We start from the raw sequence: 21,940 nt of genomic DNA on the forward strand, positions 1-21,940 counted from the left end.
TGAATTTATCGATACGACCAGCTGTATCAATAAGTTTAGATTTACCAGTATAAAACGGGTGAGAAGTTCTCGAAATCTCCATTTTAAATACAGGATACTCAACACCATCAACTTCGATAGTTTCTTTAGTCTCTACTGTAGATTTAGTAATAAAAACATCATCATTTGACATATCTTTGAATGCCACTAATCTGTAATTTTCAGGGTGAATACCTTTTTTCATAATGTAAATCTTTTTATTTGTGATTATCTGTTACTCCGCGGCTTTCTCTTCAAAAGGTGTAAGCAACACAATAACCTTTTATTGTTAATCTTTTTATTTTGAGAGTGCAAATTTACACTAAATTTTTAATTTACAAGCATTCGTGTAACTTTTTTTATTTAATACCAACTAATAACTAGTAATATTTATTCTGTTTATATTTGTAATTTATTTTTAACATGGAACAAACTATATCACCAAGTAAATCGGCTGTAAATTATGCAATTGTTTTCGGGATCGTTATGATTCTTGAATTTGTAATTATGTATGCATTCAATTTAAGTGCCCAGACCAATCCTACTATAGGCGTAATTATTAATGTACTTAATTATTTAATTTTACCTTTTACATTTATTTATTTAGCCGCTAATGATTTTAAGAACAAGATCAACAACGGATACATCTCATTCGGTCAAACGTTAAAAGTAGGATTATCCCTTTGTGCTTTAGCAGCAGTTATCTACGGTATATTTTATTTTATCTTTGACTTTATCTTTCCGGAATTTAAAACAGAAGTTATTTCTCAAATTCAGGAAATCACAGTTAAACAAAATCCGAATATGACTGCAGATCAATTAAAAATGTCTATGAAATTTGTAGAAATGTTCATGAAACCTTATGTTGCTATACCTTTCTCTATTGTTATGTATAGTGTAATTGGTTTAATTCACTCTTTGATTGTAGGCGCCATTGTAAAAAAAGACAAACCGGCTTTTTAATTTTATGAATTTATCTATAGTAATCCCTTTATTAAACGAACAGGAATCGTTGCCTGAATTACACAATTGGATCAAGAAAGTTATGGATTCTCATAACTTTTCTTATGAAATATGGTTCATAGACGACGGTAGTACAGACCACTCTTGGCAAATCATTCAATCCCTATCTAAAGAAAACCCGAATGTAAAAGGAATTCGTTTTTTCCGGAACTATGGTAAAAGTCAGGCTTTGCATGCTGGTTTTGCCAGAACAAACGGGGATGTGGTCATTACTATGGATGCCGACCTACAAGATAGCCCCGATGAGATTCCGGAACTTTACAATATGATAACCCAAGGCGATTATGATTTGGTTTCGGGTTGGAAAAAGAAACGGTATGATTCCGTTATCGGTAAAAACCTGCCCTCTAAGTTATTCAACTGGGCTGCCCGTAAAACATCGGGGGTTAAACTACACGATTTTAACTGCGGATTAAAGGCATACAATAAAAATGTCGTTAAGAATATTGAAGTATCAGGAGAAATGCACCGTTATATTCCGGTTTTAGCCAAAAATGCCGGTTTTTCTAAAATCGGTGAAAAAGTGGTTCAACATCAAGCTCGTAAATACGGCCATTCTAAATTCGGTATGAATCGATTCATCAACGGTTTTTTAGATCTGATCACGATCTGGTTCTTATCTACATTCGGGAAACGTCCGATGCATTTATTCGGAGCCTTAGGGGTTTTGATGTTCTTAATCGGTTTTATTTCTGCAGGATTCATAGGTTTCTTCAAACTTTGGAAACTATACCATCAGGAACCTACTATTTTAGTTACAGACAATCCTTGGTTCTATATTTCTCTGGCAACTATGGTCATCGGTACTCAACTTTTTCTGGCCGGTTTTTTAGGCGAGATCATTTTGAGAACCAAAAGCGATGAAGAACGCTATAAGATTGAACAAGAATTTTAGTAAATTTGCATTATTTTTTATTTATATACGCCATGAACACAATTGAAATTATTAACGACAAAATTTATGAAATCAGGAATCAAAAAGTAATGTTTGATTATGATTTAGCTGAACTTTACGAAATTCAAACTAAAGCTTTAAAACAGGCAGTCAGAAGAAATTTAAAACGATTCCCTACTGATTTTATGTTTGAATTAACATTAGAAGAATTTGAAATTTTGAGGTCACAATTTGTGCCCCCAAAAAGAGGAGGAACCAGATATTTGCCCTTTGCTTTTACCGAACAAGGCGTAGCAATGCTCTCCTCTGTACTAAATAACGAAAAAGCAATAGCTGTAAACATTGCCATAATGAGAAGTTTTGTTTCATTAAGAAAGTTTGCTTTAACTTACGAAGAACTAACAAAACGCTTAACAGAGATTGAAAATCAATATACAAGGCTTTGAACTTTTTAATGAATTCCAATCAAAAAAATATTGAAAAGGAAAACCGAGAAAAAATTGGTTACAAAAAAAATTAGATATGCACATCGATAAACATATTTTAGACAAAGTAAATGAATGGCTGACTCCTGTTTTTGATGAAAAAACACAAGAAGCTATTAAAGAAATGATAACCTCCGCTCCTAAAGAATTGGAAGACAGTTTCTATAAAAACCTGGAATTCGGAACCGGAGGAATGCGCGGGATCATGGGAGTAGGAACCAATCGGATCAATAAATACACATTAGGTAAAAATACACAAGGTCTATCAGATTATCTGAAAAAAGTTTTTGCCGGAGAAGAAATCAAAGTAGCTATTGCTTATGATTGCAGAAACAATAGTAACACTTTAGCTAAAATCGTTGCCGACGTATTTTCAGCGAACGGAATTAAAGTATACCTGTTTTCAGATATGCGTCCCACTCCGGAATTATCATTTGCTGTTCGTCATTTGAATTGCCATGCCGGAATAGTCTTGACAGCCTCACACAATCCACCGGAATACAATGGTTATAAAGTATATTGGCAAGACGGCGGTCAATTAGTTCCGCCACAAGACGGAGAGATCATTCAGGTTATTGAAAACTTACAGTACAGTGACATTAACTTTGAAGCGAATGAAAGCCTGATCGAATACATTGACACTGTTATTGACCAAGCTTTTTGGAAATCTACTGTAGAAAACGCTAGTTTTAGTACTCATCAGGAGGCAAAAGACAACTTAAAAATTGTGTACACGCCTTTACACGGTACATCTGTTAAGGCCATTCCGAATGTTTTGGATTTAGCAGGATACAAAAATGTTAATATCGTAGAAGAACAAAAAGTTCCTAACGGTAATTTCCCTACAGTAAAATCGCCGAATCCTGAAGAACCTGAAGCTTTAACCATGGCTTTAGAACTAGCCGATAAAATTAAGGCTGACATTGTTGTAGGCACAGATCCTGATTCGGACCGTTTAGGAGTTGCCGTACGTGATTTGGAAGGAAATATGAAATTACTTAACGGTAACCAGACCATGGTTATCATGACAGCATTTCTTTTAGAACAATGGAAACGCTCCGGAAAGTTAAAAGGTAATGAATTCATTGGTTCCACTATTGTATCTACGCCGTTAATGCTTGAATTAGCAGAAGCTTACGGTGTAGAATGTAAAGTAGGCTTAACCGGTTTTAAATGGATCGCTAAATTCATTAAAGATTTCCCTAACCAAAAATTTATTGGTGGTGGTGAAGAAAGTTTCGGCTATATGGTGGGTGATAATGTTCGCGATAAAGATGCTGTAGCAGCCATTTTATTAGTTTGTGAAATTGCGGCTCAGGCCAAAGCAGCCGGAAGCAGTTTATTTCAGGAATTGATAAATCTTTCCGTTGACTATGGCTTTTATAAAGAACATTTAATTTCGATCACTAAAAAAGGAATTGAAGGAGCTAATGAAATCAAACAGATGATGATTAACCTGCGCGAACACCCTTTAACTGAAATTGCCGGTGAACGTGTAGTTTGCATAGAGGATTATCAAAGTTCTAAAGGAAAAGATTTAATGAACGATGATCAATTTGAGATTACCATTCCTAAATCAAACGTTCTTATCTATTATTTAGAAGACGGAAGCAAAATCTGTGCTCGCCCGAGCGGAACAGAACCTAAGATCAAGTTTTACTTTAGTGTTCACCAAGTATTGCCTACTGCCGAGCAATACAAAGCAGTCGAAAAAGAATTGGACGCCAAAATTGCCCGAATCATTGCTGAAATGAAATTGAACTAATGAAAAAAATTATTAAAAAATTAATGCCACATATCCGTCCGTTAAAAAGACATGTGGTCTGGAATATTATCTATAACGTTTTATACGCTCTTTTTGGTACGCTATCTTTCGTTACCCTTATACCATTACTCAATGTAATGTTCGATCAGAACCAGCAAGTATCAAAAGAGCCGGTTTTTATCAAACAAGAAAATTGGTACGATTATGTAATCCACATCAGCGAAGTTTTTAATTACGTAAAAAGTTTTTTTAATTATAAAATAACGAGTCTTACCGAAAATGGCGAGCCTCAATTTGCATTACTAATCGTAATTTCATTAGTAATTGTTACATTTTTACTTAAAAATTTAGCCGGTTATTTTGCTTCTTTCCACATGATGCACCTGCGCAACGGCATTATGGCCAGTTTGCGTCAGCAGATGTATGACAAAATTATCAGTCTTCCGGTTTCTTTTTATTCAGAAAAAAGAAAGGGTGATGTTATGGCAAGGATGCTCGGCGATATCGGTGAAGTTCAAAATTCATTTTTCACCTTATTGGAACTAATTGTAAAAGAACCGCTTACTATTGTATTTTCCATCATAATGATGTTTACTTTTAGTTGGCAACTAAGTCTTTTCATTTTTATTTTCATTCCTATTTCCGGGTTAATTATCTCCAGAATCGGTAAAAGCTTAAAATCACAATCGCTTCGCGCTCAAAATGAAAGCGGATACATGATTTCATTAGCTGAAGAAACCCTGAGTGGACTTAAAGTAGTAAAAAGTTATAATGCAGAACCTATATTCAAAAAGAATTTTAAGGGCTCTATCCAACGCTTACTACAGTTATCTAATAAAATAGGTAAAAAACACAATCTGGCTTCTCCTATGAGTGAATTCTTAGGTATTGTCACTATTGCGGTTTTACTATGGTATGGCGGAAATCTTGTATTAGTTGAAAAAACATTAGCAGGTACGGTTTTTCTTCCTTTCATGGGATTAGCATACAATATCTTAACTCCGGCAAAAGCTATTTCCAAAGCTTCATATCAAGTTAAAAACGGTATTGCAGCTGCTCAAAGAGTTTTTGAAATATTAGAACAGGAAAATACAATTGACAGCAAAGAAAACGCCTTGGTTAAGGACACTTTTGATAAATCTATTACTATTGAAAATATCAATTTCAGATACGGAGATGAAAATGTATTGAAAAACTTTTCTCTTGAAGTTCCTAAAGGAAAAACCGTTGCTTTGGTAGGACAATCCGGAAGTGGAAAAAGTACAATTGCTAATTTATTAACTCGTTTTTACGATGTAAATGAAGGACATATTAAAATTGACGGAACTGATATCCGCGATTGGAATATTCATTCTTTACGTTCATTAATGGGATTGGTCACACAAGACTCTATCTTGTTTAACGATACGATCAAAAACAATTTGCTAATCGGTAAACCTGACGCTACTGAAGAGGAAATTTTAGAGGCTTTAAAGATTGCTAATGCTTATGAATTTATAAAAGACCTTCCGAATGGAATCGAGACCAACATCGGTGATGCCGGCGGTAAACTATCAGGTGGACAAAAGCAACGCTTATCTATTGCCCGTGCAGTCCTCAAAAACCCACCGATCATGATTTTAGACGAAGCAACTTCTGCTTTGGACACTGAAAGTGAGAAATTGGTTCAGGTTGCTCTGGAAAACATGATGCAGAACAGAACTTCTGTGGTTATTGCGCACCGATTGTCTACTATTCAAAAAGCTGATAAAATTGTAGTCATGCAAAAAGGAGAAATCGTTGAGCAAGGAACACATGCTGAACTCATGGCAAAAAACGGCACTTATGCCAAATTAGTTTCTCTTCAGTCTTTTGATTAAATATAGTTTTTAAATAATTGAAGAATCTCCATAAAATGTTTAAATTTATGGAGATTTTTTTATGTATGTATATTGAAAATCCTAATATAAAATTAAGTGATACTGATTCCACTATTGTGTGGAAATATCTGGATCTGTCAAAATTCTTAGACATGTTGCTTTCAGAAAAGCTCTTTATGTCTCGTTCCGATAAATTTGAAGATCAATACGAAGGAACTTTTTCTGAACCTACCTTTGAAGAGATCAAAAAAATAGCTGAGAACAATCCGAAGTTTTTAGATTACTATAAATCCCATCGTGAAAAAGTAGTCATCAGCAGTTGGCACGCCAATGAATATGAATCTTTTGCCATGTGGCAGATATTTACCAAAAACAACGAAGGTTTAGCTATTCAATCGACAATAGGACGGGTAAAAGAAGCTTTACAACCCGAAAATCATTTTGAACAATTCATAGGTGAAGTAAACTATATCGATTATAAAAAAGATTTTATTCCGTTTGACGATACGTTTTTCCCGTTTTTATTCAAGCGAAAAAGCTTTCAGTACGAAAAAGAAATCCGAATTATTTCCGACGTTAGTCAAAATAATGTCATTATAGATAACGGATTAAAGATCAATGTGGATATTAATTCGCTTATTGAAAAAATTTACATTCATCCTAAAAGTGAAAACTGGTACAAAAAACTGGTTATAGAACTGGTTGAGAAACTAGGATTCGATTTTACTATTGAAAAATCGGATCTGGAAAGTGAAATCCTTATTTAATTTTTTCTTTCATCAACTAAAGGAAGAAATATCTTTCTGAACTGATAGATCAATGGAAAACTTCTGGCTACGATCCAGAATGTCATTGCTATAAAGATTGCTTTTAGTTTGTAATCGAATTGGTTTAACATCCATAAAGCAGGTACATAAACGGTAAAAGTAGCGACTAATAATAAGTTTCTAAGCTGTTTCATTTTTCCTAATCCTTTAAAAATACCATCAAAAATAAAGGCCAGTCCGCAAAACGGTTGCATTAGTAAAACAATCCAAAAAACCGAATAAAACTTTTCCAACACTTCCTTATCACTTGTAAAAATAGTACCTATCGGTTTATAAAAGGTAAAACCTATAATCGCCATTATTATCCCGAAAACAAAACCATACTTCATTAAAGTATTGCCTAACTTCAATAATAATTTATAATCTTTAGCACCGTATAACCTGCCGGACAGTATATTTCCGGCACTTGCATAACCATCTATTAAAAAAGCTCCCAAAAACCAGATATTGATTGCTATTGTATAAGCTGCAATAAAAGATTCTCCGTAAGCTGTAGCAAAACTGGTTCCTAAATATAAAGTTACATTTAAGGCTAATGTACGAATAAAAAGATTGAGCACCATTTGCATGAACCTTTTCAGTTCTTTATTTACAGGCAATCGTAACCGCATGGAGATCCTTGTCTTTTGTAACAATAAAACAACCGACATAACCGCCATTATCATTTGAGCCAGAACACTTGCTAATGCTGCTCCTTTAACTCCCATTGCCGGCATCAAAGGTTCTAAACCAAAAACAAAAAGGAAATCAAAAATAATATTGACAACCATTCCTGTAATGGCTATCAACATCGGATAAAAAGTATTCTGAAGCCCTCTGAAAGTTCCGAAAACCGAAATAGTAAACAGTGTAAACGGAAAACCGAATATCCTGATCTTATAATACTCCACGCAATACGCTAAGATTGTGTCTGAAGCATTATATAACTTAAAGATTTCTTCTGTAAAAGGTAAGGTCAGAAAAATGATAAATATTCCTAATGAGGTAATTAAATAAGCCGTTTGTGCCGGCAAATTTTCAATCTCATCTAATTTTTCCGCTCCTAAATATTGTGAAACTATAGCTGATAGTGCGCTTCTCGTTTGTCCTAAAACCCAGATAAGCATGGACAAAAAAGTGGTTACAATACCCACCGCTGCCAAAGACTCAGTTGCATGCTCTTTAATATTTCCGACAATAGCAACATCCGTCAGAGATAGTAAAGGTTCTGATACTCCGGATATCAAGGCAGGAATTGCAAGTTTGTTTATATTCTTAAATGAAAGAGAATCTTTCATAGAAAAGTAACTTTCAGTCTTTTATATCGGCATGTATTCTTCTGCTTTCCATTCGTCCGCTAAAAGATCTACAAAATGGTAATGTACTTTATCTTTCTTATCAAAAGCTCCGTTCTTATTGATATCTTCAATACTGCGCAAATAAAGTCTCTTTTGAGGCTCAATGATATTCCAGTCGATCAATTCATTATAATCTTCTGAAACCTTAGTGAATTGAGTTCCGTCAATATTACTCAAATACAAAGATTTAATATCGTTCTGATCAATTTTTCCATCCTTATTGGTATCATGATCCACTAAAGTGTACACCAAAACGTGCTTCTTAAATTTTTCTGCAATAGTATTCAGATAAGTAACTGTCTGAATTTGCATTTTAGTATCCGTCAACGAATGAATAGCTGTGGAATCAATATGTTGAAACTTCAGGTTCTCAAAATATCCGGTTAATTCAAAACGATTGTAATTAGAGATAGCATAACTTACCTGATTGGTTTTACTGGAACCGTAAACTCTGCTGTAATCATCGTATACGCGTACATCTCCAACCGGATGGATCAAGTATTTCGTTCCGTCCATAAGAATCGGTAAATCTGCAATTTTTATAGAAGATGTGTCTACTTTTTTCTCTTCTTTAACCGCTGTTGATTTCACTTCTTCGTAAATCACTTTTTTAGGTGTTTCTTTCTCTTCTCTTTTACAGCTTGCCAAAAACATTACCGAAACAACCGATATATAAGCAATAAGTACTCGCATAAGTTAAAAATTTCTTTATCAAATATACTAATTTTTAAGCATCTCCAACTTTACAAACGTGCAATTAACTTAATATTAAACACTCGCGTTGTCATATAGTTCGGTATACCGTACTGTGATTTGGTATATACATCGCGAACCCAAGTATTCGTAATCGCATTTTGATTGTTGAACAGATTATATATTTCCACCCCTAATGCAAATTCACTGAATGGCTTTAACCATCTGTGTTCTGATTTCAGGGTCTGATCTTTAAACACATAAGAGAATCCGGCGTCAGCTCTGCGGTAATCTTTTAAACGCAACTGATAATCATACGGATCAGCATAAGAAGGCGAACCTCCCGGCAATCCCGTATTGTAGACTAAATTCAGATATAACTTCACATTAGGTATATTCGGCATGTAATCCTGGAATAGAAGTCCGAACTTCAGCCTTTGGTCGGTCGGTCGGGCAATATAACCTCTGTCATTATAATTCTCTTCGGTTTTTAAAAAGCCGAAACTGAACCAAGATTCGGTTCCGGGAACGAATTCCCCATTAAGTCTTGCATCAAATCCATAAGCATACGCTTCTGCATTATTATCCGCTTTATAGCGAATCCTGACATTATTGATGGTATAAACATTTACATCCGTCATTTTTTTGTAATACGCCTCACTAACCAATTTAAACGGGCGATTCCATATTTTAAAGCTATAATCATTGCTCACCACTACATGAAATGATCGCTGCGCTTTTACATTAGGGTTTACCACTCCGGACGAGTCTCTTAACTCACGATAAAAAGGCGGCTGGTAATACAATCCTCCTGATAAACGGAACAGCATATCTTTATCCCAATTCGGTTTTATAGCAAACTGAGCTCTCGGCGAGAATACAAATTGAGCATTTCCTTTTTCATCCTGAGTTTCTACTTGCCAAAAATGTCCTCTTACACCCGCATTTAACCAATATTGATGCTCTCCTATTTTCCCTCTGTAATTCCATTGAGAGTACCCCGAAAAACGATTGATAGTAGTATAATTTGTTGCTCTTGAGCTAAAATAAGGTGCTAATGGTCCTGTGTAAGGATTATACGGCTGATCATTCTGATACTCAAGATCCGGTCTTGGTAATGAAAATCCGGCGGAATCGATCACTTCCCACTCTACCAATCGGTCGCGGATATCCTCATAAGTATATTTTATCCCCCATTCTACTTCCGATCTTTCATTTAACTGATGAAAACCTTTAACTTCTCCGTTAAAGATCAAAGCATCTAAATCATTACGGGCATGAGTTAATTGGCCTCCTACTCCACGAGAATATACCACATCTCCGAAAGTATCCGAACCAATATTTGAATCTACTTCTCCCAGACGATATTGAGCCAGAATATCATAATATTCCTGTTCCTGAGTATGATAGGTCGAGGCTATAAACTTCAGTTTATTTTTCTCGTTATACTGATATACTGATTTTATAGCTCCGAATGCAGTAGTATACTCATCCTTTTCCTGTCCGTCATATACCACTAACAAAGCAATCGGGTCACTAACCGTACCGAAATTTGTTTGACGGCTTAAAGGTTGGTAATGGTATTTATTCTGGGATACATTTCCTAAAAAACTCCATTGCCATTTTGAAGAGGCATTATACGTAAATAAAGTTTGAATATCTGCAAATGAAGGTCTGTAATTGGTTTCCGTTTCTTTACTATTTACTAAAAGGCTATTATCGCGGTAACGAACACCGGTAATATTACTCCATTTCTGATTTTTTGACACTCCTTCGACCGTCAAGCTCCCCCCCAATAAACTGGCATCCAAAGAAGCCTTAAAACGCGTCGGATTTCTATAGGTGATATCTAAAACAGAAGACATTTTATCTCCATACTTAGCCTGAAAGCCTCCGGCTGAAAAATCTACACTCTCAACCATTTCCGTATTCGTAAAGCTTAAACCTTCCTGTTGTCCTGAGCGAATTAAAAAAGGACGGTACACTTCGATCTCATTAACATAAACCAGATTTTCATCATAATTCCCTCCTCTTACGGCATACGATGTACTCAATTCATTATTTGAATATACTCCCGGCAACGTCTTAATGATGTTTTCAATACCCGGATTAGCTCCCGGAATTTTCCGGATTACTACGGGATCAATTGTGGTGATTCCTTCTACTCTTTTTTTACTGCTTCCCATAACGACCACAGCACCTATTTGCTCTACATTGGTATTTAATACCGGATTAAACTCATAATCTTCATTAGGTCTTAACTCAACATTTACAGTTACTCGTTTATAGGTAACGTGGGAAAACGTAACCGTTACTTTTTGATTAGCAGGAACATCCAAACTGTAAAAACCGTTCTTATTCGTAACTGTTCCTTTATTACCAACACTCACTGTAACATTTTCAACCGGCTGATTGAATTCATCCAAAATAACTCCTTTTATACGTGCTGTTTGTGCAAACGCAAAAGTTGTGAATAAGCCGAAAACGAAAAGAAAAAGATATTTATTCAAGTAGTTTAAATTTTTAATTCATAAAAAAATAGCTCTCAAAGGTAGTTGAATTTTGCATATTATCTGTAACAATAATTTTCAAATCATTCCTACCGGAAACAAATTTACCATCTGATAGCTGATGGATCAGCTTTTTAGTTTTATAGTCATATTCCATTAAAATCCATTCCCCGTTCAAATAGGCGTTATACGTATCAATTCCTGAAAGTTTATCAGAAATTGAAACACTTAATGTGTTTTGTTTGTTCAAATTGCGCCCTTCCACAAAATTAACATTATAAATCCTTGGCGGAACAGAATCCTGTGCGAGTTTAAACATACCTAACTCTCTTACTTTTGCCGAAAAAACATTCCCTTTTCTAAGTGTTCCGTTATATTCTAATTGATGCCCGTCTAAAGTAGCAATAAAAGTTTTAGACAACTCTTCTTCAGACAATCCTTCTACGTTTGAAAAAGTAATTGTAATGTTTTTATGCACCGGAATTTCAGGTTTTCCAAAAGTCAAAACACCTTCTTTTACTTCAAAATCCAAATTAAAGTCATCATAGAACGCATTCTCCGGAACGTAAACCGATATATTGTCCTTTTCATAATTATTTTCAATCTTAGATTTCAAGACGTAAGGTGCAGAAGATTCCTCTTTAGTGATTTTAGCATCTTCAACTCCATATTCAATCGGAATAAAAATATTCGTTTGGTTACCATGAAAGTCAAACATTTCAATTCTGAAAGTATATGTCGAATTAGGTTGTGTATTGATTACTCCGTTATTTTTATTTTGTTTCAAAATAGAAAGCGGATAAGGGGTCTCATAAAATAACTTTTGAAAACGTTGCTTCTTGTCCTTATAAATCCCATAATCGATAAAATTATTCAGATACCGTGTTTCATTGAAAGCAAATTTATCGAGCTCAAAACTATAATACAGTACTCCGTTTAAATATGCATTTACTTTAAAAAGTCCGTTTTTATTATACGGATTAGTACAATGGTCATACGCATTAATCGCAAATGCTATTTTTCCGTTAGCCACTACTTTTTCTGCTTTATAATTCCCGTCAACTTGCTTCAAAAAAGAAATCCGGGATGGCTTTTGAGAAGAATTTGCGATTACGCTATCTCCCATCGGATATACCATTATTCCCTGTAAATCCGGTTTGTATTTATCCGGAGCTAATTTATTAAAACCAAAATAAAGAGGGTTTACCGTTCTTTCGCTCTTGGTTTCACGAAATTCAAAATGCAAATGCGGACCACCACTTCCTCCAGTATTTCCCGAAAAAGCAATTACATCTCCCTGTTTAACCGGTAATTCCGCCGGACCGGGAAACATTTCAACTCCGAACGATTTTTGACGATATTGTTCCTTTTTAATATATTCTTCAATCGCTCCGTTAGCTTTTTGTAAATGTCCGTATACAGTAGTATATCCGTTCGGATGCGTTATATAAATAGCTTTACCATAGCCAAAAGGTGAAATTTTAATTCTGGAGATATACCCGTCGGCTACTGCAAACACTTTCAATCCTTCTACTGCATTCGTTTTCATATCTAATCCTGAATGAAAATGATTACTTCTCAATTCTCCGAATGAGCCCGAAAAATCTAAAGGAATGTCTAACGGTGATATAAATCCACTTGGGTATTCACTCTGTGAATAAGCGCATAAACCAATTAAAAGAAAAATATAACGTAGCATATTTTAAGATTTTTCAGCTAAAGTAATAAAATAAAAAGAGGAATTAAAACCTCTGTTACAACTCCTTAACAGCCAAAATATTATAAACCCTAAACCTTATTTCATAAAAAAAAAGAAAAAATATTGTAATTATTAAATTCTAATACTAATTTTGTAGGAAGGGAAATGAATTGTACCATTGATGAATAAATTAACTGAATTAATTGATTCTCTAGAAGTTAAATTCTTTAAATTGAACCAAAAACTGATTCAATTAGAGAAAAAAAATTCAGAATTAGAAGCTTTGTTTCTGAAAACGACACAGGAAAACAATGTAAAACAAAGTGAAATTGCTGAACTAAAGAAACAATTGGAAAATTTAAAGATGGTCAATTCTTTATTAGGCAGTGACGAAAACAAACGAGAAACGAAACTCAAAATAAATTCTCTTATTCGAGAAATTGACAATTGCATAGCACAGCTATCGGACTAAAAGATGAATGAAAAATTAAAAATTAAGTTATCAATTGCCGATCGTGTTTATCCGCTTACTATTGAAGAGCAGCAAGAACAAGCTTTGCGCAGCGCTTCAAAAAAGATAGACGAGATGATTCAACAGTTTGAACAAAGCTATGCTGTTAGAGACAAGCAGGATGTATTGGCCATGTGTGCCTTACAGTTTGCCGCCCAATTAGAACAAAAACAGATTGATTCATCTGAAGATTATGAAAACGGGATCAGGCGCCTGCAAAACTTGGATAAGAAATTGAGTGAGTTACTCTCAAAATAAAAAATACGTTCTTACAGTAACAATAAAGGTACTGCCTACATTAGTTCACATTTTGATAAACTCAACACTAACAAATTAAACGAGTGAATCGTCGCATCTATTGTAAGCCCTTAAGTGGGAAACATGAACTGCGAGTTAGCTCAAAACTTGTCTTTACGAGTTTATACAAACACCTAATGTAGGCTTTTTTTATATATAATTTTTTTAATTAACTATGGATATAATAAGTATAATAGGAATTGTTTTAGGAATTGCATTAGGTTTCGGTATTGCTAAGTTTCTGGAAAAAAGCAACGTATCAAACCTGATCAAAAATGCAAAAAAAGAAGCTGCCTCTATTTTGAAAGATGCCAAGGCAGAAGCTGAATCAATCAAAAAAGATAAAATCTTACAGGCTAAAGAAAAGTTTTTAGAATTAAAAGCTGAGCACGAACAAGTAATCTTGTCAAGAGACAAAAAGATCACGGATGCAGAAAAAAGAACACGCGATAAAGAATCGCAAGTATCTAATGAGTTAGCTAAAAACAAAAAACTGAACGAAGAGTTAGAACACAAAGTATCTGACTACAACAATCGCGTTGAGTTTTTAGAGAAAAAACAACAAGAGATCGAAAAAGTTCACCGCAGTCAGGTAGAACAATTAGAAGTGATTTCCGGACTTTCTGCTGAAGAAGCTAAAAACCAATTGGTAGAAAGCTTAAAAGCTGAAGCTAAAACTAATGCTATGTCATTCATCCAGGATACGATGGAAGAAGCAAAAATGACAGCGCAACAAGAAGCAAAGAAAATCATTATCAACACTATTCAAAGAGTCGGTACAGAAGAAGCTGTAGAAAACTGTGTTTCTGTATTCAACATCGAATCTGACGACGTTAAAGGTAGAATCATCGGACGTGAAGGACGTAACATCAGAGCCTTGGAAGCTGCTACCGGTGTTGAAATCATTGTCGACGATACACCTGAAGCTATTATCTTATCTTGCTTTGATCCGGTAAGAAGAGAGATCGCACGCTTAGCTCTTCACAAATTAGTTACTGACGGACGTATCCACCCGGCTCGTATCGAAGAAGTAGTTGCAAAGACTCAGAAACAAATTGAAGAAGAAATCATTGAAGTAGGTAAACGTACAGTTATTGATTTAGGTATTCACGGATTACATCCTGAATTGATTAAAATCGTAGGTAGAATGAAATACCGTTCATCTTACGGACAAAACTTATTACAGCACTCCCGTGAAGTAGCTAACCTTTGTGGTATCATGGCTGCCGAGTTAGGCTTAAATGTAAAATTAGCTAAACGTGCCGGACTTTTACACGATATCGGTAAAGTGCCGGAAACAGAAAGCGAAATGCCACACGCAATCTTAGGTATGCAATGGGCTGAAAAATATGGTGAGAAAGACGAAGTATGTAATGCTATTGGAGCGCACCACGATGAAATTGAAATGAAATACTTGATCTCACCTATCATTCAGGTGTGTGATGCTATTTCAGGAGCTCGACCGGGAGCAAGACGTCAGGTATTAGACTCTTACATTCAACGTTTGAAAGACTTGGAAGACATTGCTTTCGGATTCAACGGTGTTAAAAACGCCTATGCAATCCAAGCCGGTAGGGAACTACGTGTAATCGTTGAAAGTGAAAAAGTTTCAGACGAAATGGCCGCAACACTTTCTTTTGAGATTTCTCAAAAAATCCAGACTGAAATGACCTATCCGGGACAGGTAAAAATTACCGTGATCCGCGAAACCAGATCTGTTAATATTGCAAAATAATTATTCCTATATTTAAAAAAAGGGTTTATCATTTGATAAACCCTTTTTTGTTATTTTTAAAATTAATAGAAATCTACTTTCTAGGATGGTAGTTATTCAACACTTCCGACAAGAATTTTCGATCCAGATGCATATATACTTCTGTTGTTGTGATAGACTCATGTCCTAACATCAATTGAATGGAACGTAAGTCTGCCCCGTTTTCCAACAAGTGTGTCGCAAAAGAATGCCTAAAAGTATGTGGTGAAATTACCTTATTCAGGTTTATTTTTTTAGCCAGATCTTTAATTACGGTAAAAACCATCGCACGGGTTAATTGCTTTCCCCTCCTGTTTAAAAAAAGCGTATCCTCAAAACCTTTTTGGATTTCCTGATGTACTCTAACCTCATTTATATACAGATTTATATACTTTTGAGTCGATTTTCCAACCGGAACAAAGCGTTGTTTATTTCCTTTACCGGTGATCTTAACAAAACCTTCTTCAAAAAAAAGATCTGAAAGTTTCAAACTTACTAATTCCGAAACACGCAAACCACAACTGTATAATGTTTCAAGCATAGCTCTGTTTCGTTCCCCCTGCTCCTTTGACAGATCAATCGCTCCGATTAATTGATCAATTTCAACCGTAGAAAGCGTATCCGGTAACTTCCTACCCACTTTAGGCACTTCTATCAGCTCCATTGGAGAATCTTCCCGATAGTCCTCAAATACTAAATAAGAAAAAAAGCTTTTTAAGCCCGAAATAACACGAGCCTGACTAGTTGCATTGACCTGACCAGATAGCTCATAGATAAACTGCTGGATTGTTTCCTCGCTGATTTTTAGCGGTGACTCCTCTATTTGATACTGATCTAAAAATAATATTAATTTCTCTATATCAAAACTATAGTTCACGATCGTATTTTCAGAAAGTCCTCTTTCTAAACGCAAATAATTCTGATATTCTTTTAAATACGATTGCCAATTTGCCATACTTCAAAAATAGCAATTTTTAAACATAAAAAATCCCGCCATAGGCGGGATTTCGTTAACTAAACATGATATGTATTAAAATCTATATCCTACACCAATTTGGAAACCAACATTTTTCAGGTCATAATTATCACCGTCATAAATATTAGCCAATCCGAAATTATAACGAGCATCAAACATTAAACCACTCTCCATTTCATACCCTGCTCCTAAACCTAAACCGAAATCAAGTGATTTTGTAGCATTATCTACTCCGTCATCAGCAGCAACTTTAAATGCCACTTCCGGACCAGCCTGAATGTTAAAACCATCAGCTACATAATATTTTGCCATTACCGGTATTCTTAAATAAGAAATAGCCGCATCATTATCAGCACCTTCAGCAGAATACAACAATTCCGGTTGTACGTGAAACTTTTCTGTCACAGTGAAATCTGCTAACCCACCTACGTAGAAACCTACTTTTGAGTCCGTGTTGAAATCACCTGTAAAATTAGTAAAGTTCAAACCACCTTTTACTCCAAACTTAATATCTTGGGCTTGAGCAAATCCAAAAGTTGCTATAGCCGCAACTGTAAGTAAAATTTTTTTCATTTTGTTAATTAATTTTGAATTAAAGTTGCGCTAATATAACTAACAAATTTAAATTAACAAATTTTTTCCGCTATTAATACTATAAACAATAAAAAGCTATTTTAAATTAACCTTTTCAAAACATCTGCTTACCACAAACAAAAAGGCCCGGGCATCGCCCGGGCCTTTTCAGGATATTATTGTACAAATTAGAATTTGTAGTTAACACCAAAAGTAACAGCTGTCCAGTTTCCACCGAAAGAAAAACTATTAGTTTTGTCAGCACCATTACCACCGTTATCATCAGTAGAGAATCCTAAAACTCCTACACCAGCTTCAATAGAGAAGTTAGATGATACGAAATAGTTCATACCAGCACCTAATTGAGCTCCGAAAACTTTTGATTTGTAATCAACTGCAGAATAACCACTTGTAGTTTCTACATACTCGTTGTTATACCCCATGTAGTTAACACCTAGTTCTCCGAATAAAGAGAATTTGCTAGCAGGTGTAAAATAATATCTACCAAAAGCACCAACACCGAAACCATCATTTGTTGCATCAGCAGAACCGAAATCAACTTTATTAGATTGGTAAGCTACCATTAATCCAACAGCGATGTTATCAGTTACAAAATAACCAGCTTTAGGAGCAATTTGGAAAGCATTTTCTTTGAAATCTCCTGTTTTTGAACTATTGAAAGTTAAAGCACCAGAAATAAATACGTCTCCTTGTGCAAAACCAGCGTTTTCTGTTGTCTCTGCTTCCTGAGCATTAGCAAATCCGAAAGCGAATAAAGCTACTACAGATAATAAAACTTTTTTCATGTTTAGTTTAAATTTTAAAGTTAACGGGGCAAAGTTATAAGTTTTTTTCACATGAAAAACACCTATTCACGCACTAAATTGTAACTTTTGTAACACATTCCAACTTAAATATTGATTAACAATATTTTACACTTTAAACAATTGTTTGAATTTTAAAAAATTTAATAATTCTTTCACATTCTTGAAAACCAAAAAATAAAACAAACAACTGATTATCAGCAATTTCCCTTAATCGTATTTTTTTGCATTTTATCGAAAAAACGTCATAAAAACGCATATATTGCGTTTTAAGGTTAGAAAATATCAAATTTTAACCTCAAATTTATAGTGTGTTTTGAGTATTCTTTAACCTTAAAAAGAAAATGCTATGAAAAAAGCAGTTATCATCTTTACAGTCATTTCTTCAATCTTTTCACTTAGCTCAAATGCTCAGCTTCTGCAATTCGGAATCAAAGGCGGCGCCAATTTTGCAAACTACACCGGAGGATCGGTAGAAGGAATTGATTTTAATAACATTGCCAGCTACCATGCAGGAGTCGTAGCGGAACTAAATATATTTGACAATTTTGCCGTACAGCCCGAATTATTATATTCAACTCAGGGATCAGAATTGAAAGGATTAGGCGAACAAATAAAAAACGAGTTGGGTTATTTATCTCTTCCGGTTTTGGCTAAGTTTTATTTGACCGATAACGGACTTAGCTTAGAAGCCGGTCCTCAATTCTCTGTATTGGTCAGTGAACGAAATGAAATAGACACAAGTAACACCAATACTTTTGATTTCGGAATAGCCGGAGGCTTAAGCTACAAATTAACCAAACGTCTCTTTGTTTCGGGACGTTATGTTGCCGGTTTAACGGATGTAAAAAAAGATGCTGATGTTAAAAATTCGGTTATACAGCTCTCTGTAGGAATAATGTTTTAAAATAAAATCTTAAAGATATGCAAAAACCATTCTGAAACAGAATGGTTTTTTTATTTTTACCTAAAAGAGATTTGTATGAAACTTATCATTATAAACGGACCGAACCTTAACCTGTTAGGAAAAAGAGAACCTGAAATTTACGGAAACGCTACTTTTGAAGACTATTATAAAAAACTGCAAGAAAAATTTCCGAACATCGTTTTAGAATATTACCAAAGTAATATAGAAGGTGAAATTATTAATAAACTGCACGAAAAGGGGTTTACTTTTGATGGTATTATTTTAAATGCAGGAGCTTACACGCATACTTCTATCGGAATCGGAGATGCCATTAAAGGAATTACCACTCCGGTTATTGAAGTTCACATTTCAAATACTTTCTCCAGAGAATCGTTCCGACACCAATCTTATATTTCTCCTAATGCTAAAGGAGTTATAATAGGTTTTGGCCTACAAAGTTACGATCTGGCTATTCAGTCGTTTCTATAACTATTAATCACGAAACACCTAATCATTATGAAGCAAACACTACTATTCTTTTCTCTTCTGATATCTGTTTTTACTTTTTCTCAAATAAAAGGTACTGTTGTTGACAAAAACGGAAACCCGATTCCCTATGTCAGTATCTATTTAGAGAACACTTACAACGGTACCACGACAAACGAACAAGGAAAATACGAACTATATGTCAATTCAAATGCTTCAACCTATGTAGTCTTATATCAATATTTAGGTTTCAAAACCCGTAAAGAAATACTACAAAACATTAACTTCCCTTACACTTTAGATGTCACTTTAGAAGAAGAAGACATGATGCTCAACGAAGTGGTTGTGCAAGACGGAGAAAATCCGGCTAACGACATCATTCGAAAAGCTATAGCTAATAAAGAAAAAAATACCTTTAAAACTGATAAATTTGAAGCCGATTTTTATTCAAGAGGAATTTTCAGAGCCAAAGACATTCCTGAAAAATTTATGGGAGTGGAAATAGGCGATCTCAACGGTAGCTTAGATTCTACCCGAAGCGGTGTAATTTATTTATCTGAAACCGTTTCTAAGATCAAATTTGAGAAGCCAGATCATCTCAAAGAAGAGATAATTGCTTCAAAAGTAGCCGGAAACGATAATGGTTTCAGCTACAATACAGCAATGAGTACAGACTATGATTTTTACGAAAATTATGTTGATCTTTCCATCAAAATGGTCTCTCCTATCGCAAACAATGCTTTTAATTACTATAAATATCATTTAGAAGGTACTTTTTACGACAACAACAAGCATTTGATCAACAAAATAAAGCTTACCCCAAAACGAGACAAAGAACCTGTCTTTGAAGGTTACATTTATATTGTAGAAGATTCCTGGGCAATATATGGTGTGGATGTTGACGTTAAAGGATACCGCATGCAGGAACCCATTCTAGAGACACTAAATCTTAAACAAAATTTCAGTTTTAATACGGATAATAGCCTTTGGGTTAAAAACATACAGACTATTAGTTTTGAAGCCGGAATTTTCGGTATGAATTTTAACGGTAAGTTTACACATGTATTTACCAATTATACTTTTAAAGATAGTTTTGACAAAAAAACATTCGGGAAAGAAATTGTCTCATTTGCCGAAAACGCAAATAAAAAAGATGATGCTTATTGGAACTCCAGCCGTCAGGTTCCATTGACTGAGGAAGAGGTTTCTAATTATATAAAAAAGGACAGTATTCAAACGGTCAGAAAATCTAAAGAATACTTAGACTCTATCGATGCTAAAGGAAACCGTTTTAAAGTTTTTGACATTTTTACCGGCTATACCTATAAAAACTCATTTAAAAAATGGAATTTCAATTATAAAGGACTGGCCGATATTACTTCTCTGAGTTTTAATACGGTTCAGGGCTGGAATTTAGACAGTGGCTTCTCATTCAGAAAATGGAACGAAGAAACCGGAAAATATACCACAATAAGCTCTACATTTAATTATGGATTTGCCGAAGATCGCTTACGTGTAAACGGATACATTTACCATCGTTTTAACAATATCAATGATGCTTACATAAGTATTTCCGGAGGAAGTGCCATCAGTCAGATCAACAAAGCTAATCCCATCAGCAACATCGTCAATTCTGTCAGTTCCTTATTTTTTAAGGATAATTATATGAAATTGTACAACAAGGAATTTGCTACAATTCATGCTGGTGAAGAAGTGACCAATGGAATTTTTGTAACCGCCGGATTGGAATATGAGAATCGACGACCGTTGTTTAACAATACAGATTATACGCTATTTAAAAACAGTGATCTTTACTTTTCTAATGATCCTCTACAGCCATACAACAATTACTCTGTTCCTTTTGAACAACATGAAATCCTAAAAGCAAGTATCAGTACCCGAATCCGATTCGGACAAAAATACATTAGCAGACCGAATGCGAAACTTAATGTTCAAAATGATGATTTTCCTGTTTTGCAATTCTACTACAGTAAAGCATTTTCTGCCAGTAAAGAGCAATACAAATACGACTTTCTTGCTGCTCGAATGGATTACAATCAAACATTCGGAAATAAAGGAGATTTCGGGTTGAGAATTAAAGCCGGTAAGTTTTTTAATGCCGATGATATTTCATTCCTTGATTACAAACATTTTAACGGTAATCAAACGCATGTTAACCTAAACGGGGATTATCTGAATAGTTTTAATCTATTACCTTATTATACACAATCCACAAACGATTCATATGTAGAAACACATCTTCAACATGATTTTAAAGGTTTTCTCATGAACAAAATACCATTACTGAATAAATTGCAATGGAACCTGATCGGAACCTTTCATCAAATCAATGTTCCCGATAGAAAACCTTATCAGGAATTCGGTATCGGTTTCGGAAATATCGGTTTCGGAAAATTCCGTTTTTTACGAGTAGATTATGTCAGAACGTATCAGGGAGGTTTTATGGGTGATGGTGTAATGTTTGGTTTACAGTTCTAATTT

The 21,940-nt window shown here is 34.7% G+C and carries 20 protein-coding genes; 12 read left to right on the forward strand and 8 right to left on the reverse strand.

The features are described 5' to 3' along the window. Nucleotides 1-223, reverse strand: a 223-nt coding sequence (locus NHF50_RS02920; protein ID WP_252775004.1) for a type B 50S ribosomal protein L31, incomplete at its 3' end; no start/stop codon positions are given. A 218-nt stretch (nt 224-441) separates the two neighbouring features. Between NHF50_RS02920 and NHF50_RS02925 the strand changes: the two genes are divergently transcribed. From NHF50_RS02925 to NHF50_RS02950, 6 genes are all read left to right on the forward strand, one after another. After that, nucleotides 442-981 (forward strand): DUF4199 domain-containing protein, encoded by a 540-nt coding sequence (locus NHF50_RS02925; protein ID WP_109568262.1) that lies wholly within the window; start codon nt 442-444, stop codon nt 979-981. Nucleotides 982-985: 4 nt separating this feature from the next. Further along, nucleotides 986-1,936: a glycosyltransferase family 2 protein gene (locus NHF50_RS02930; protein WP_109568263.1), complete on the forward strand. Its 951-nt coding sequence runs from the start codon at nt 986-988 to the stop codon at nt 1,934-1,936. 32 nt (nt 1,937-1,968) lie between these two features. Beyond that, entirely contained in the window at nt 1,969-2,382 is a 414-nt protein-coding gene (locus NHF50_RS02935; protein ID WP_252775005.1) for an ORF6N domain-containing protein, read from the forward strand. Nucleotides 2,383-2,458: 76 nt separating this feature from the next. Then, nucleotides 2,459-4,186, forward strand: coding sequence for a phospho-sugar mutase (locus tag NHF50_RS02940; RefSeq protein WP_252775006.1), 1,728 nt, complete (start codon nt 2,459-2,461; stop codon nt 4,184-4,186). Beyond that, nucleotides 4,186-6,045: an ABC transporter ATP-binding protein gene (locus NHF50_RS02945; RefSeq protein ID WP_252775007.1), complete on the forward strand. Its 1,860-nt coding sequence runs from the start codon at nt 4,186-4,188 to the stop codon at nt 6,043-6,045. The genes NHF50_RS02940 and NHF50_RS02945 overlap by 1 nt, the downstream gene beginning before the upstream one ends. A 65-nt stretch (nt 6,046-6,110) precedes the next feature. After that, nucleotides 6,111-6,812 carry a hypothetical protein gene (locus tag NHF50_RS02950; RefSeq protein WP_109568267.1) on the forward strand — a complete coding sequence of 234 codons (702 nt, stop codon included), beginning with the start codon at nt 6,111-6,113 and terminating at the stop codon, nt 6,810-6,812. Here the strand turns inward: NHF50_RS02950 and NHF50_RS02955 are convergent. The 4 genes from NHF50_RS02955 to NHF50_RS02970 are packed head-to-tail and all read right to left on the reverse strand — an operon-like array spanning nt 6,809 to nt 13,111. Next, entirely contained in the window at nt 6,809-8,149 is a 1,341-nt protein-coding gene (locus NHF50_RS02955; RefSeq protein WP_252775008.1) for an MATE family efflux transporter, read from the reverse strand. The genes NHF50_RS02950 and NHF50_RS02955 overlap by 4 nt on opposite strands. Before the next feature lie 21 nt (nt 8,150-8,170). Further along, the gene (locus NHF50_RS02960; RefSeq protein WP_109568269.1) at nt 8,171-8,902 is read right to left on the reverse strand and encodes a hypothetical protein; all 732 of its coding nucleotides are present in this window, start codon (nt 8,900-8,902) and stop codon (nt 8,171-8,173) included. Between the two features lie 50 nt (nt 8,903-8,952). Beyond that, the gene (locus NHF50_RS02965) at nt 8,953-11,412 is read right to left on the reverse strand and encodes a carboxypeptidase-like regulatory domain-containing protein (RefSeq protein ID WP_252775009.1); all 2,460 of its coding nucleotides are present in this window, start codon (nt 11,410-11,412) and stop codon (nt 8,953-8,955) included. 13 nt (nt 11,413-11,425) lie between these two features. Continuing rightward, the gene (locus tag NHF50_RS02970; RefSeq protein ID WP_252775010.1) at nt 11,426-13,111 is read right to left on the reverse strand and encodes a peptidoglycan DD-metalloendopeptidase family protein; all 1,686 of its coding nucleotides are present in this window, start codon (nt 13,109-13,111) and stop codon (nt 11,426-11,428) included. A 181-nt stretch (nt 13,112-13,292) separates the two neighbouring features. Between NHF50_RS02970 and NHF50_RS02975 the strand changes: the two genes are divergently transcribed. The 3 genes from NHF50_RS02975 to rny all read left to right on the forward strand — a co-directional run bounded on the left by NHF50_RS02975 (nt 13,293) and on the right by rny (nt 15,654). Continuing rightward, a complete protein-coding gene (locus tag NHF50_RS02975) occupies nt 13,293-13,583 on the forward strand; it encodes a hypothetical protein (RefSeq protein ID WP_252775011.1) in 291 nt (96 codons plus the stop codon). A 3-nt stretch (nt 13,584-13,586) separates the two neighbouring features. Further along, the gene (locus NHF50_RS02980; RefSeq protein WP_109568272.1) at nt 13,587-13,880 is read left to right on the forward strand and encodes a cell division protein ZapA; all 294 of its coding nucleotides are present in this window, start codon (nt 13,587-13,589) and stop codon (nt 13,878-13,880) included. Nucleotides 13,881-14,094: 214 nt separating this feature from the next. Further along, entirely contained in the window at nt 14,095-15,654 is a 1,560-nt protein-coding gene (gene rny / locus NHF50_RS02985; RefSeq protein WP_109568273.1) for a ribonuclease Y, read from the forward strand. 73 nt (nt 15,655-15,727) lie between these two features. Here the strand turns inward: rny and xerD are convergent, their stop codons facing one another. The 3 genes from xerD to NHF50_RS03000 all read right to left on the reverse strand — a co-directional run bounded on the left by xerD (nt 15,728) and on the right by NHF50_RS03000 (nt 18,027). Continuing rightward, the gene (gene xerD, locus NHF50_RS02990; protein ID WP_252775012.1) at nt 15,728-16,627 is read right to left on the reverse strand and encodes a site-specific tyrosine recombinase XerD; all 900 of its coding nucleotides are present in this window, start codon (nt 16,625-16,627) and stop codon (nt 15,728-15,730) included. Nucleotides 16,628-16,702: 75 nt separating this feature from the next. Then, complete coding sequence (locus NHF50_RS02995) at nt 16,703-17,221, reverse strand: porin family protein (protein ID WP_109568275.1); 519 nt, start codon at nt 17,219-17,221, stop codon at nt 16,703-16,705. A 188-nt stretch (nt 17,222-17,409) separates the two neighbouring features. Beyond that, the gene (locus NHF50_RS03000; protein ID WP_109568276.1) at nt 17,410-18,027 is read right to left on the reverse strand and encodes an OmpW family outer membrane protein; all 618 of its coding nucleotides are present in this window, start codon (nt 18,025-18,027) and stop codon (nt 17,410-17,412) included. Between the two features lie 367 nt (nt 18,028-18,394). Between NHF50_RS03000 and NHF50_RS03005 the strand changes: the two genes are divergently transcribed. The 3 genes from NHF50_RS03005 to NHF50_RS03015 all read left to right on the forward strand — a co-directional run bounded on the left by NHF50_RS03005 (nt 18,395) and on the right by NHF50_RS03015 (nt 21,937). Beyond that, nucleotides 18,395-18,952, forward strand: coding sequence for a porin family protein (locus NHF50_RS03005; RefSeq protein ID WP_252775013.1), 558 nt, complete (start codon nt 18,395-18,397; stop codon nt 18,950-18,952). Between the two features lie 75 nt (nt 18,953-19,027). Beyond that, nucleotides 19,028-19,441, forward strand: a complete 414-nt coding sequence (gene aroQ / locus NHF50_RS03010; RefSeq protein WP_109568278.1) for a type II 3-dehydroquinate dehydratase — start codon at nt 19,028-19,030, stop codon at nt 19,439-19,441. Nucleotides 19,442-19,468: 27 nt separating this feature from the next. After that, entirely contained in the window at nt 19,469-21,937 is a 2,469-nt protein-coding gene (locus tag NHF50_RS03015) for a DUF5686 and carboxypeptidase regulatory-like domain-containing protein (RefSeq protein ID WP_252775014.1), read from the forward strand. Nucleotides 21,938-21,940: the final 3 nt, after the last annotated feature.

This window comes from Flavobacterium sp. NRK F10, assembly GCF_024054235.1.
Taxonomy (GTDB): Bacteria; Bacteroidota; Bacteroidia; order Flavobacteriales; family Flavobacteriaceae; genus Flavobacterium; species Flavobacterium sediminis.

What these genes read in the sequence shown, in the direction of transcription:
- NHF50_RS03005 (WP_252775013.1), top strand. Translation starts at nt 18,395, where the DNA reads ATGAAAAAAGCAGTTATCATCTTTACAGTCATTTCTTCAATCTTTTCA.
- NHF50_RS02980 (WP_109568272.1), top strand. Translation starts at nt 13,587, where the DNA reads ATGAATGAAAAATTAAAAATTAAGTTATCAATTGCCGATCGTGTTTAT.
- NHF50_RS02950 (WP_109568267.1), top strand. Translation starts at nt 6,111, where the DNA reads ATGTATATTGAAAATCCTAATATAAAATTAAGTGATACTGATTCCACT.
- aroQ (WP_109568278.1), top strand. Translation starts at nt 19,028, where the DNA reads ATGAAACTTATCATTATAAACGGACCGAACCTTAACCTGTTAGGAAAA.
- NHF50_RS02935 (WP_252775005.1), top strand. Translation starts at nt 1,969, where the DNA reads ATGAACACAATTGAAATTATTAACGACAAAATTTATGAAATCAGGAAT.
- NHF50_RS03000 (WP_109568276.1), bottom strand. Translation starts at nt 18,027, where the DNA reads ATGAAAAAAGTTTTATTATCTGTAGTAGCTTTATTCGCTTTCGGATTT.
- NHF50_RS02930 (WP_109568263.1), top strand. Translation starts at nt 986, where the DNA reads ATGAATTTATCTATAGTAATCCCTTTATTAAACGAACAGGAATCGTTG.
- rny (WP_109568273.1), top strand. Translation starts at nt 14,095, where the DNA reads ATGGATATAATAAGTATAATAGGAATTGTTTTAGGAATTGCATTAGGT.
- NHF50_RS02960 (WP_109568269.1), bottom strand. Translation starts at nt 8,902, where the DNA reads ATGCGAGTACTTATTGCTTATATATCGGTTGTTTCGGTAATGTTTTTG.
- NHF50_RS02925 (WP_109568262.1), top strand. Translation starts at nt 442, where the DNA reads ATGGAACAAACTATATCACCAAGTAAATCGGCTGTAAATTATGCAATT.
- NHF50_RS03015 (WP_252775014.1), top strand. Translation starts at nt 19,469, where the DNA reads ATGAAGCAAACACTACTATTCTTTTCTCTTCTGATATCTGTTTTTACT.
- NHF50_RS02940 (WP_252775006.1), top strand. Translation starts at nt 2,459, where the DNA reads ATGCACATCGATAAACATATTTTAGACAAAGTAAATGAATGGCTGACT.
- NHF50_RS02975 (WP_252775011.1), top strand. Translation starts at nt 13,293, where the DNA reads ATGAATAAATTAACTGAATTAATTGATTCTCTAGAAGTTAAATTCTTT.
- NHF50_RS02955 (WP_252775008.1), bottom strand. Translation starts at nt 8,149, where the DNA reads ATGAAAGATTCTCTTTCATTTAAGAATATAAACAAACTTGCAATTCCT.
- NHF50_RS02995 (WP_109568275.1), bottom strand. Translation starts at nt 17,221, where the DNA reads ATGAAAAAAATTTTACTTACAGTTGCGGCTATAGCAACTTTTGGATTT.
- NHF50_RS02970 (WP_252775010.1), bottom strand. Translation starts at nt 13,111, where the DNA reads ATGCTACGTTATATTTTTCTTTTAATTGGTTTATGCGCTTATTCACAG.
- NHF50_RS02945 (WP_252775007.1), top strand. Translation starts at nt 4,186, where the DNA reads ATGAAAAAAATTATTAAAAAATTAATGCCACATATCCGTCCGTTAAAA.
- xerD (WP_252775012.1), bottom strand. Translation starts at nt 16,627, where the DNA reads ATGGCAAATTGGCAATCGTATTTAAAAGAATATCAGAATTATTTGCGT.